The sequence below is a fragment of the Aliidiomarina iranensis genome (assembly GCF_003987135.1).
In the GTDB taxonomy this organism is placed as follows: Bacteria; Pseudomonadota; Gammaproteobacteria; order Enterobacterales; family Alteromonadaceae; genus Aliidiomarina; species Aliidiomarina iranensis.
In genome coordinates, this window is record NZ_PIPJ01000016.1 from 1 (window position 1) to 12,744 (window position 12,744).

Below are 12,744 nucleotides of genomic sequence, written 5' to 3' on the forward strand. Positions count from 1 at the left end.
AGGTATCGGGTTTATTTACGTGTTCTAAACCGTTTCACAACGTGTTTTAGCAATATGAACGCTGAAAAGCGTATTAAAAACCGCTCTCTTATACCAAGAGAGCGGTTTTTTACTGAGGTGGTGTAGCCTAATCTTAGTGGCTGCAAAACCGGAGAGGCTTTACCACGTTCTCATCTTTAATTACTTGCTTAATTACTTGCTAAATAACTCGCTAAAGCTTGCGCCCCAGTTTCCTCTCCGCTGAATCGTTCGGGTGGTTACACCAGCCATTTCAGCGAGCTGACTCTGAGACCATCCTCTTTTCAATCGTAACTTTCTTACAATCATGACTCGTTCCTTAATGTTTGAGGTGAGCCAAGTGTTACGGTTTTCTGAGCGATGCAAAACGACACAGACACGAAACTCAAACGAAATCCCTACGACAATCCAATAAAATCAATATTTTACTGCTGGCTATTCAAGGGTTAAAAACGTTATCAAAAATAATAAAAATGGGACTCCAAATATCACTAGCCAAAGAATAGTCATTACTGAGTTAATTTTATAAACAGCCATCCACGCTCTCGTAGGTAAAAACTTCTCTCTACTATTTTTTTCACGATACAACATGAAGCTAGAAATACCAGTGGTTAGCAAAAACCCCAGAATGAGAGGAGTAATTTGAATCACAAATATAGGCAAAAGCATACCATAGCCGATAACCTCATGATCGCTTCTAGCTGACACATTCACAAAGTCTACGTAAACTAATACGATGAAGATACTGAATATCGGACCTAAAATTTGCCCCGCTTTCAAATAGAACATTTTCATTATGCTGTGCTCATGTTTAACTTTAAAATTTAGACCATTTAGCGAAAGTTGTTGCTCGAAGTTCAATTTAATCGCCTTGTATTTATCCTCGCCACAAAAAACCTTTTGTGGCATCACCCTGCTGTTTTCCGCAATGAAAAAAAACACTATCGAAATGCTTCTGAAGGTTTAGTGTTGATCGCTTTTCGACTCCGCTCTTTGCTTTTGGTGTTCCCTAAAATCAACGACGTTTGGAGAGGAATTAATCGATTTATTTACGGCCTGATCTTCTTTAGCCGCCGCTCTCTTTTCCTTTAACTTTTGAAACGCAACTTTTGGTAAAGAAATTAGCGTGGCACCAATAGCCATTTTACCCAAATCATAAATGCCGTTCTCTATATACGGCCTGTAGCTTTCATCTCCGAGTATTTGCACCGAAAAAGCTATAAATTCATTGTAAATACTGCCACTTTTTGCTTCCTTGAGAGCCCATACTATGCCGCTTTCACTCTCACTAAACAATGGAAGTTCCAGCTCCTTTGTTACTCGCTCCAGCTCAAGCAACGCAATTAGGGTTGCATCTAAGACGTCTGAGGAAACAATACCCACAGCTTGTAATTCCGAATAATAGCCTGTTAAAAGTAGCGATGCTGGATTGCTTTCATAAGGTAATTCTGTTTTTAAAGTGATACTTCCTAATTCAACTGCACCTTCAAATGCGATGAATTGCTCGGCACGATATAATCTAGCCTTACCAAAGATTAATGGTGACGGGAGTGAAGTCTTAGAAAAATTACTTAAATCCACACCACCAACCCCCTTAAACTTCTCCACAAATGCCGAGATCTTTTGGAATACGGACTGCTTTTTGGTTCTGTATTCTGGATTCAGCGGGCTTAGTTTCGGCAATGTGGCGTTGAGTTCGGTGCCATTTTCACTGGCGTATTCGCGGCGCAGTGAAGCGGCAATGTAACGCTTGGCTTCGTCCTCGTTAAGATTCTCGGAGCGAATTAAGCTTTCGACCTCACGATCGCGCTCTGCTTGAGCAAACTTATAGAAGTCATCGATAATATCCGATTTGTCGGGTATGGCGTCTAAGTTAGCTTGGTTAATAAAATCAACTACAAGACTTTCTTTCGCTCGGTTGCCAAGGCTGGCACGGAGCAAACGGCGAACCTCGTCAATTAAGTCGCCTTTGCTTTTGTTCTTCTTATTTTGTTCGAATATCAGCTCAAGAATGTAATCCAGGTTAATTTCCTGCGATTTCAACAAGTCGATTTCGAACTCCACGTCGTCCCAATCTATTGTTGTTTGTGCCTGCTTTTCGGCACTTCGTTCACGGCGGAGCCAGTCTCGAATGTCATTGTAAGTGGAGCGATAATCTTGCACTATGCGCTCGGGTGGCACGCGAATGGTTTGCAAGGTGGCGATGTCATCGTCACTTAAATGCTGCTCAACCTTAAATGCTTCAAGCGCCTCGGCGTTGCTGGTATCTATTTTTTGCAGTGCTTTTAAGCTCGCGAACTCATCGTAGTTCTGCAAAATGTTTTCGACACGCAGGTATTCACCGAATACCTTAGCAAATTCCTTCTTATCTTTCTCTAGCTCAATTTCATCAGGGTTTGGGAAGCGCTGCTCTAATTCCGACACCACTTCCATGAAGCCCCGCCGCGCTTGGCCAGTGACTAAATCGGTAAAGCCTTCCATGTATTCTTTGTAGCTCTTCTCGAGTACCACATTCTTGGTGTTCTTATCACCGAACAAGGTAATGGCATCGATAGTCGCTTTTTCCAAATTTCGGAAAGTTACGATATTACCGAAGGTTTTAGTGGCGTCGTAAATACGATTGGTGCGTGAGTAGGCTTGAATGAGGCCGTGGTAACGCAGGTTTTTGTCCACAAACAAGGTATTCAGCGTGGGAGCATCAAAACCTGTGAGGAACATGCCGACCACAATGAGTAAATCAATTTCTTGCTTTTGCACCCGGAGCGCTAAATCTCGGTAGTAGCGCTGAAAGCCGTCACCATCGACACCGAAATTGGACTTGAACATACCGTTGTAGTCTTCAATAGCTGAACTCAAGAACTCTTTTCCGCTACTATTCATCGCGGAAACCTCGAAGCTTTCATCGGCAATATCCCCAATGGCGTCTTGCTCTTCGTTCGCCGCAAAAGAAAAAATAGTCGCAACACGAAGCGGTCGGTCGCTGCCTTCCTGCAGTTCCTTAAAGGCTTGGTAATACGCCTTCGCGGCATCGACACTGCTCACGGCAAACATGGCGTTGAAGCCCTTCCCGCCGGCCAGCATACGATGCGTTTTCTGACGATAGTGCTTCAAAATATACTGGGTAATTTCGCGAATACGCTCAGGGTGAAGCAAGGCTTGTTTGTTTTCAGCGGCGCTTAACTTCTTCTCGTCTTGCTCGGTTTCAATGTCACGGAATTGCGGGCGCACATCGTTATAGTCCACCTTGAATTTCAGGACTTTCTCATCACGAATTGCGTCGGTAATCACATAGGAATGTAACTCGGTGCCAAATACTGTGGCTGTCGTTTCTGCGCCAGGCGCGTTCTCTGGCAATATGGGCGTACCGGTAAAGCCAAACTGGTAATAACGCTTAAACTTCTTTTGCAGGTTCTTCTGTGCTTCACCAAATTGGCTGCGGTGGCACTCATCGAAAATAAACACCACATGCTGCCCATAAACCGGCAGGTCACGTTCGTTTTTCATCAAGTTATTGAGCTTCTGAATGGTCGTCACGATTATCTTGTTGTCATCCATGCTCAAGTTACGCTTTAGCCCTGCAGTGCTGTCCGATCCGTTCACACTTTCGGGAGAAAAGCGCTGGTATTCCTTCATGGTTTGATAATCGAGATCTTTACGATCCACCACGAAGAACACCTTGTCGATGAAATCGAGTTCAGTTGCTAAGCGTGCGGCTTTAAAACTGGTCAGTGTTTTCCCCGAGCCTGTGGTATGCCAAATATATCCACCGGCATCGCTAGAGCTCCATGCTTTCGCCTGAAATGAGCTTTTGATTTTCCACAAAATACGCTCGGTAGCCGCAATTTGATAGGGGCGCATCACAAGCAGTGTATCGCTGGTATCAAACACCGAGAATTGCAAAAGCACTTTCAGCAAAGTGTCTTTTTGAAAGAAGGTGGCGGTGAAGTCTTTTAAATCTTTTATCAAGCCATTGTCCGACTTCGCCCAATTCATGGTGAAATCGAAGGTGTTTTTATTCCGCTTTACGGTATTCGCAAAATAGCGGGTATCAGTGCCGTTGGAAATTACAAACAACTGCAAATACTTAAACAACGAGCTTTCAGCGTTGAAACTCTCTTTGCTGTATCTGTGCACTTGATTAAAGGCTTCACGAATGGCGACACCGCGCTTTTTAAGCTCCACCTGCACCAACGGCAGGCCATTTATCAGTATGGTCACGTCATAGCGGTTAGCATGGGAGCCCGTTTGCTCAAACTGCTTAATCACCTGCACTTTATTGCGTGCAATGTTCTTTTTATCCACCAGGTAAATGTTTTGAATGCGGCCATCGTCGAAAACGAAATCAAAAATATAGTCGTCGTGAATTTTGCGAGTCTTGTCAGTAATGTTGTCGCTCGGCTTATCGAGGTAGGTTTCAACAAAGCGCAACCACTCGCCATTAGAAAAACTAACCTTATTGAGCTCCTGAAGCCGAACTCGTACGTTCGCCAACATAGCTTCCGGGTTGGTTAAACCAGGTACATATTCATAGCCCTGATTCACCAAATCTTGAATCAGTTCACGCTCCAGCTCATCTTCACTCTGGAATCCTTCTGAAACTTCATCGTGCTTGGTGTACTTATCTAAAACAATAAAGTTTTTTGATTCAGCTATAGGTTTGTAGGTATTCATAGGTGAACCTCCCAATGGCCCGTTTTATCAGAACCAATTCGTTTAACTTTGCCGGCTTGTTGTAGTTTTGCTAATGCACGGCCAATCGTGCGTATATCTTTACCAAGAGTATCGGCCAATTGCGCTCGAGTAAGCGCAGGGTTAGCTTCAAGAAGTAACAAAATAGCCTCGGGTGTTTTCAGTCCTTCAATTTGCGTCAGAACATTTACAGGGACATTTGCAGGGGCGTTTGCAGGGGCGTTTTGTGCGAGCGTTTGTGAAATGACTGACAGCATGAAATGCACAAAAGGAGTACTGTCCCCGAGGGTATCCGCTTGTTCAAGTGCTTGATAATAGTTTTGCTGATTGTCTTTGATCAGGCTTTCTAAAGGCAATGAGAGGAATACAGGGTTCCATTTGGATAAAATCAAGGTTTGCCACAATCGCCCCATACGACCATTACCATCGCTAAATGGATGGATGAACTCGAATTCATAATGAAATACACTGCTAGTGATTAAGGGGTGGTCATTTGCATGTTTGAGCCAATCTGTTAAATCAGCCATCAATCCCGACACCTGATGCGCAGGTGGTGCAACATGATGCACCACATTGCCTTTGTGAATACCTACCGCCTTGTTCCGGAACTCACCGGCATTCACCAAAATATCCGACATCATCAAACCATGGGCAGTGAGTAAGTCCTTGATGCTACTAGGCTGTAATTTGGGTAAGGCATCGTACGCGGCAATAGCGCCTTTCACCTCGGCTAGTTCGCGAACACTGCCCATTACGTGCTTCCCTTCAACAATGGCGGTGACTTGGCTTTCTGTTAGAGTATTACCTTCAATAGCTAAAGTGCCGGCAATGGTCTTAATGCGATTTTGCTTGCGTAATTGAGGTGAAGCATTCAATTCACTGGCATCCAATCTGCCGACTTGTTGGCTAATTTCAGCAACGAGGTTCACAATGTCGGTGGTAATGTTGAAAGGCGGCTTATATGGCATTGGTTCCTCCGATCTCTGCTTTCATTAAAATAAAATGCTCAACCAAATGAATCATCAGCTCTTTCTGGTCGGGTAAACTCTCGGCGACAAGATGCGCTAAAGCCACCAGTGTATTGTCGTTTATCAGTTGCTCAACAGGCTTTGCCAATAGGTGCTGATTTACTCGTAAATACCATAAAAACAAAAATGAGCCGGTGCGTTTATTGCCATCGGCAAGCGGGTGGTTCTTAATCACAAAATAAAGCAGGTGAGCATAGTCATTAATGACAGCAAGTACAGCCTCGCCCTCATCACTCACCAGTTGTTGGTGCGCCAGTGTGCGAGATAGCAAAGCAATCGCTTGCTCAAACTCAACACCACGCTCTTGCAATCGGAGTTGGTTAAGCGTGTAGCCTTCGATTAGGTATTGTTTGAGCGTGTTTGTAGCCCAGATACGGAATTGGGTTGCGCGTGTGGAGCTCACGCGATAACCGACTGAAATAATGGCATCGAGATTGTAATGTTTAATCTGCCGCTGTACTTGGCGTTTACCTTCTTGTCGAACTACCGAGAAATCCTCGGTAGTTGCCAGCTCCTGTAGTTCTTGCTCTTGATATATATTCTTTAAGTGCAAACTGATGTTGTCACTGGATGTTTCAAATAACTCAGCCATCTGTACTTGAGTTAACCACAGACTCTCCTGCTCCAATCGAAGCTGTAGCTGAACTTGACCATCATCAGTTTGGTAAATCTCAATATTGTTTGTCATCGGAAATTCCTTTTCCTTGAACGTAATTAAATTGACTAACAATTTGAACTGCTAAGAAATCCTTATCAGTTGCGGTTGGCCGCGCACTTTCTTTGCGAGCAAGGGGCTCAGTTGCTCGGAAAGCAACACTCAAAAGATTGATATTTCCGACCGCCATCGACATATCAAGCCACCTGCTCATCTGGCTTGGGGAAACTCAACAACAAATCACGGTAATACTCGTACTGCTTTTGGCGTAACTCAATTTCGCGAGGGAGGCCCTCAGTTATGGAGTTGGTTAGTGAGTCGAACTTGTCAAGTATAGCTACGATACGGGCTTGCTCCTGTAATGACCGTTGGACATCGGTAGGGAATGGGATAGGGATTGGGTATTCCATAATCTTGGCTTTATTCCCACGGGGCATTTTTGCCCCTTTTGCATGTTGCATGTTGTACTCAAAGAATTTATCACTGGCTAGAATTTGGTATAGATAGCGCGGGTTGAGGTTTCCGCTCGATGTGCGAACCACCAGAACATCGCCATTAGTTCCGCCAGCAATATCTGCTTGCCAAATTTTCTTTAGGTACGGGCGGATATTGCCAATTAAAATATCTCCGTTTTGATATGCTGTGAGGTTACCTGATTCAGGTAACCTAGTTGAATTAACTTTCCCCATTCTATTTTTTAGAAGACTCTCAACACCAACATAACTATTTTCATTCAGATCTGCTGAATTAACGCGGTCCTTTGAGTACTGCGCCACATCCCCCAAAGGCTTCCACTCAACCTCGCCGCCTTCAAAGCTGAGCAATTTATCGCGGTAGTAGTTGTATTGTTTTTTGCGTGCGGTAAGCTCGGCGGTAAGCTCGGCGGTAAGCTCGGCGGTAAGGGAGGTAAATGCGTCCAAAATTCGGACGATTTCCGTTTGGATTTGCAGCGACTTTTCTGGGTTTTCAGGGCATGGGATTGGGATTTCCAATGGTGCCACGTTTCTAGGGTAAACATGGGGCACACCTCCGCCGCTCTTCAATTCATGTATTTGTTGCTGCATGCTTTGCAGCCAATAAAAACAGTATTTGGGGATCAAACAATCGTGCGGTTTCACCGTAAATGCATCAGATACAAATATCGGTTGTTCCCACCAACTAACGAACCCTGCATATGCTCCAGAGCCTGCGATTACGATCGTTTGGCCTTCTCGGTTGCTCTCACCATGATAATAAGCGGGAGTTCGACCACCAGCGATAACAGGAATATCACCCGGGGTAACATTCTTTTTGGTTATCGAGGTTCCTCGTTTTAATTCGGCGATTTTACCAATTTGAATTAACTCAACTTGGTCTTTATCAAGGAGTTTTTCAATGTAGCTAATGCTGTTCATTTCGAATCACCTGCACCCTCAATCTCCGCCACAATCGCATCAATATCCGACCGCAGCTGGTCAATCTTGGCAACGGTGGTTTTCAGCTCGGCGTTGAGCTCAGTAATGTCGATAACTTCGCGATTGTCTTTGGCTTCAACGTAGCTGCTAACCGAAAGGTTATAGTCGTTCTCGGCGACTTGCTCGAAGGATACTGATTTCGCGAAATGCTCAACATGCTCTTTGCTATCGAACACCTTCATGATCTGATCAATGTGATCGTCGGTGAGCAAATGGTTGTTGGTTTCCTTCTTGTACAAACCGCTGGCGTCAATGAACTGCGTGGTGGTGTCTGGTTTGTGCTTGGAGAGCACCAAAATATTCACGGCGATCGTGGTACCAAAGAACAAGTTGGGCGCTAATGAAATCACGGTTTCAACGTAGTTGTTGTCCACGAGGTATTTACGGATTGTTTGTTCAGCACCGCCACGATAGAAGATACCCGGAAAGCAAACAATAGCAGCTCGGCCTTTGCTCGATAGATAGTTCAGAGTGTGCAGTACAAAGGCGAAATCAGCCTTTGATTTTGGGGCCAACACGCCCGCAGGTGCGAAACGCTCATCGTTGATTAAGGTGGGATCGTCACTGCCAATCCATTTCACCGAATACGGCGGGTTGGACACAATGGCATCAAAGGGTTTTTCGTCTTTGAAATGCGGCTCGGTAAGCGTGTTGCCCAGTTGAATATTGAACTTGTCGTAGTTAATGTTGTGCAGGAACATATTCATACGGGCAAGGTTGTAAGTGGTGTGGTTAATCTCCTGCCCGAAGTAACCGTCTTCAATACAGTGCACGTCGATGTGCTTTCTCGCCTGCATCAGCAAAGAACCCGAACCCGCTGCCGGGTCATAGATTTTATTGATGCTGGTTTGCCCATGTATAGCCAGTAACGCAATGAGCTTCGATACATGTTGCGGCGTGAAGAACTCGCCACCTGATTTACCGGCATTGGCCGCGTAGTTTGAAATTAGGAATTCGTAAGCATCGCCGAATAAATCGATTTGGTTGTCTTCGAAATCACCAAAATCTAACCCTGCGACGCCCTTTAACACGGCTGCTAAGCGCAGATTTTTATCTTTGACCGTGTTGCCCAAGCGATTGCTGGTGGTGTCGAAATCCGCAAACAATCCTTTGATGTCTTGCTCTGAGGCATAGCCATTCGCGGAGTTCTCAATTTCACCGAAAATACGTGCCAAGTCTGTATTCAAACTCTCGTTGGTATTCGCCGTTTTCGCGACGTTAGAGAACAGCTGGCTAGGGTAAATAAAGTAGCCTTTGGTTTTAATGGCATCGTCTTTAATTTCAGCAGTAATCACTGAGTCATCGAGAGACGCATAATTAATGCTCTCATCACCCGCTTCAATGTAGCTCGCAAAATTCTCGCTGATAAACCGATAAAACAATGTACCAAGTACATACTGCTTAAAATCCCAGCCGTCCACTGAGCCACGAACATCGTTGGCAATCTGCCAAATTTGGCGCTGAAGCGCCGCCCGCTGTTGGGTACTTGTCATTTCTATATCCCTGCTTGAATCCGTATTAGCACTTTTTAGATTTATAATTCAATTGATAAAAGATATCACAAAGTTCCGAGGTTTGAGTGTAATCGCTCCATTATAAGCAGCAGTCATTCTAAAAAATATTTAAGTCGCCTGTAGTAGTTGCTTCGGAGGAAAACCACCAATGCCTGGCATTCTGTCTTTCACTGTGCAAGTTAATAGTGAGAGCTTCCGATTAATGAGCAAAAAAGCAGCAGGAATCATACCTGCTGTCGAAACAAGCACAGAAGTACTTGTTGATGCCTAAATGCAGCAATGGCTCAGTTAAATACCGTTGTTTTGCACGAAAATGGCCGTTAAGGTGGATCAATTTTATTCCGATGCTTTTCGGATAAACCGCAAACCGGCCAAGATAATTGACGCTGAGTAAGCACTTTTGTGGATTACTTTGTAGTCGGCGTCAGAAGTATAAAATTAGCTAAGGGTGGATCACTTTTACTCCGTTGTTTTTAGGACAAAAGTGGAGCGCAGCGGAAATTTTCTCCGACAGTCGTGCTTTGTTAAATGCTTGATATCATGAATTTAAGTTCAAACCCATTAAACTTATGATTAGGCCAGTTTTCTAGAATCAACGCGATTTCTTTACCCTCCATTTCCTCAGCATATGGATGACAACATGAAATAGCACTTTTCATCTCTTCTGATAACGATAGACCTAAGCTAGAGACGCTCAAAACCTCCGCTATCGATTCTAGTTTCTCACATGCCTGATGAGTTCTGGCAGCATCATTCACGTTAACTTTAAGCTTCAGAACCTTAGCAATCTTTTCAGAACCTTCAACATAATAGGCAATATTGTCTGGGAAAACACCATCACTAAATTCTTCCATTGGAGATGAAGCAAACCACTCTTCTTCGAATAGGTTATTGTAGAACCCAGCACTCAGCCCTTCACATGAAAGAAATTTCTTTGCTCGGTAGGGGCTCCATCCTAACTCAATCGGCACATCTTTAGGACTTGATTCCGCTCTCCTTACCTTGAACATGTGCCGAAATGACTCTACTAAATCAGCGTGTGATTCAACCTTTATTCTGGCGACATGGCATGACCAACGGTCAAGTAAACTCATTCGAAAGTTAAGCAAAATGAGCGCGTATACTTTCGCCAAATTTCTAAACAGCTTGTCTTTAATGGAAAATTCTAAACGAACAAAAACCTGCTCGTACGTTGAATAAACCAATATAAAGAAGACAAATGGTAAATAGAATAGCGTAAGCAATGGTGGAACAAAGAAGTCATAAGCAGTATTCTCGTTACCAAACTCACCAAAATTCGTCGCTAACATGTATAACGTATATACAATCAAGATAGTGCCAAATACGGATAGGCAGTATTCAAGTAGCGTTTTGACCTGATGGTACTTTTTGTCCGTTTCAGCAATAACCGTCAGGGCGCCTATAAACACCAAAACAGGCACAAATAGAATCTCAATCCAAATTGGGAAAGTGTACACACCAACAACAAATTGAAGGATCGCCAATAATTTCAAATTATCTAGCACTGAATGCTTGAAGAAACTGTTATCTTTCTTAATCGACTCAATCTTAAAAAGGGATATAAAACCAACAGATACACACCAAAATATGGTGTTTTTTATCTGCTGAGTATTCCATAAATCAATTTCAAACAGGAAGTAAACAACAAACATCATATACGCGACCATCAAGCCGAGTACTGACATAATCTGCTTTACAAAGAACGCCGATAATAAGTGTCTAAATGAACTTCTGACTTCAACCATCTTGGGAGACAGAAGCACATAAGCTGAAATTGCTAGCAGCCAAAACCCTATTGCAATCTCTCGATTGTTAAATATATCCACGTAATTCCTTCAGCAGCTAGCGCTCGCATTTGCGGCTGGTTTGGAGCGCAGCGGAAAACCTGTCCGACAACATGCGCTTGTTAGGTTTTTTGTTCAGTACTATCACCATCCACCCTTGGTGGATACGAAGCCAACATTGCAAGATATGTTGGCATAAACCACTCTCTCACTAACTCTTCATACATATTCGAAAGATTAGTTAACCTGTGCCAAATATAGTCTGAGCAATAAGTTAGAAATTGATGGTGATCTTCAGGCTTTACACCGCGATCTAATTTTTCACGTAGATTACGCAACTCATCGTGACTCCACTCCATAGGCTTCCAAAACTCATGCCCAGACCATACATCCTGCCTCAACGCTATATTAACAAAGGCTTTTATCATGTCTACAGCTTGTTCAAGTGGGACAATATGAGGTGCAGCCGCTTTACCCTGTATGCGCCAAATTTCTTTTAGCTGATAATTAAACAAAGAGAATGCACCATACATCTTTGAACGCTTGCCATAAGCACGTAACGCTACAAGCGCATCCTCCTCATCTAGTATTTCATTGGCTGTGGGTATATAAATCGTTTTTGACCCTTTAGAAGCATAATTAGGGTCTTCGGGTATAAGCACTTTATCTATATAATCGTTGATACAAATAAAGAATGCTCTTTCGGAATTAGTATCAACCAAAACCAATAAAACCGGGATTGCGATCCCCATAGATTGAATAGTCAATATATCGGACATGTCCAATTGGAATTTGGCAACTTCGATTTCAACATAGTCATCTTTATTCTCAGCCAAACCTCCCTTTGCTACATTTCCACGTGCATAGGCTTTCCTGGATGAATATTCTATACAGTCAGAAGATTTCAATTGTACGAAGAAGTTTTCACCAAGTGTTTCCGCAACCTTTCTTTCGTCATCGATAAAGTCAAAAAGCTCGACCACGCAATCAATGCCATAATCAGCTCCATAACTGTGAACAACCCACTCTTGAGGTAGCTTCTCTCTCAATACTCTGACAGAGATGTCCTCTTTAACTTGGTTCAATGATCTCTGCTTTTTTGGCACGAAACTTCCTTAAAACCTAACATTTTAATAATAAGAGCCCCGTATACCCCAATCCACCGAGTCTTAACAATAATCAACAAACCAAGCGTTCTTAAAATCTCAAATAACAATCGCTCTAGCGCTTTATTTCCGCAAAAGGTCGAGAATTAACATACGAAGTTTGGCTCGGTGCCAAATTAGAATACAAGAATGGTTTCAACGAAAACGAATCTGAGGAGGGCTCTTCCCTGGGGAGACAACGTGAGCAGGCTCATGTTCAGTTGCTTTAGCAACTGTGTTCGCTTCGCCACAATCCATCGGCGTGCGTTATTTCTTATTTAATTAACTTATACGATTGTAAAGAGCTAAACTGTAAACATCCCCCGGTTAGTGCCACACATTTTTAGAGGTCTGTTCGTTCGTTTTTACCAATCGATACTCTGACGGTGTCAGATTACCAAGTGATTCATGTGGCCGCTCATCGTTATATTGTGGC

The 12,744-nt window shown here is 43.5% G+C and carries 10 protein-coding genes; all 10 read right to left on the reverse strand.

Going from position 1 to position 12,744, the window contains the following annotated elements; all coding sequences use genetic code 11:
• Nucleotides 1-192 precede the first annotated feature (192 nt).
• The 10 genes from CWE08_RS11830 to CWE08_RS11880 all read right to left on the reverse strand — a co-directional run bounded on the left by CWE08_RS11830 (nucleotide 193) and on the right by CWE08_RS11880 (nucleotide 12,269).
• Complete coding sequence (locus CWE08_RS11830; RefSeq protein ID WP_198677174.1) at nucleotides 193-327, reverse strand: helix-turn-helix transcriptional regulator; 135 nt, start codon at nucleotides 325-327, stop codon at nucleotides 193-195.
• Nucleotides 328-453: 126 nt separating this feature from the next.
• On the reverse strand, nucleotides 454-930 hold the full coding sequence (locus CWE08_RS11835; RefSeq protein WP_126768484.1) for a hypothetical protein: 477 nt from the start codon (nucleotides 928-930) through the stop codon (nucleotides 454-456).
• 51 nt (nucleotides 931-981) lie between these two features.
• Nucleotides 982-4,689, reverse strand: a complete 3,708-nt coding sequence (locus tag CWE08_RS11840; protein WP_241973896.1) for an HsdR family type I site-specific deoxyribonuclease — start codon at nucleotides 4,687-4,689, stop codon at nucleotides 982-984.
• Complete coding sequence (locus tag CWE08_RS11845; RefSeq protein ID WP_126768485.1) at nucleotides 4,686-5,675, reverse strand: Fic family protein; 990 nt, start codon at nucleotides 5,673-5,675, stop codon at nucleotides 4,686-4,688. Before CWE08_RS11845 ends, CWE08_RS11840 begins: the two co-directional genes overlap by 4 nt.
• A complete protein-coding gene (gene rhuM, locus CWE08_RS11850; RefSeq protein ID WP_126768487.1) occupies nucleotides 5,665-6,423 on the reverse strand; it encodes a virulence protein RhuM/Fic/DOC family protein in 759 nt (252 codons plus the stop codon). Before rhuM ends, CWE08_RS11845 begins: the two co-directional genes overlap by 11 nt.
• Nucleotides 6,407-6,586: a hypothetical protein gene (locus CWE08_RS11855; RefSeq protein ID WP_126768488.1), complete on the reverse strand. Its 180-nt coding sequence runs from the start codon at nucleotides 6,584-6,586 to the stop codon at nucleotides 6,407-6,409. Before CWE08_RS11855 ends, rhuM begins: the two co-directional genes overlap by 17 nt.
• Before the next feature lies 1 nt (nucleotide 6,587).
• Nucleotides 6,588-7,784 (reverse strand): restriction endonuclease subunit S, encoded by a 1,197-nt coding sequence (locus tag CWE08_RS11860; protein WP_126768490.1) that lies wholly within the window; start codon nucleotides 7,782-7,784, stop codon nucleotides 6,588-6,590.
• The gene (locus CWE08_RS11865; RefSeq protein WP_126768491.1) at nucleotides 7,781-9,337 is read right to left on the reverse strand and encodes a type I restriction-modification system subunit M; all 1,557 of its coding nucleotides are present in this window, start codon (nucleotides 9,335-9,337) and stop codon (nucleotides 7,781-7,783) included. The genes CWE08_RS11860 and CWE08_RS11865 overlap by 4 nt, the downstream gene beginning before the upstream one ends.
• 545 nt (nucleotides 9,338-9,882) lie before the next feature.
• Entirely contained in the window at nucleotides 9,883-11,205 is a 1,323-nt protein-coding gene (locus tag CWE08_RS11875; RefSeq protein WP_126768493.1) for a hypothetical protein, read from the reverse strand.
• An 80-nt stretch (nucleotides 11,206-11,285) separates the two neighbouring features.
• Nucleotides 11,286-12,269, reverse strand: a complete 984-nt coding sequence (locus CWE08_RS11880) for a DUF4365 domain-containing protein (protein ID WP_126768494.1) — start codon at nucleotides 12,267-12,269, stop codon at nucleotides 11,286-11,288.
• Nucleotides 12,270-12,744: the final 475 nt, after the last annotated feature.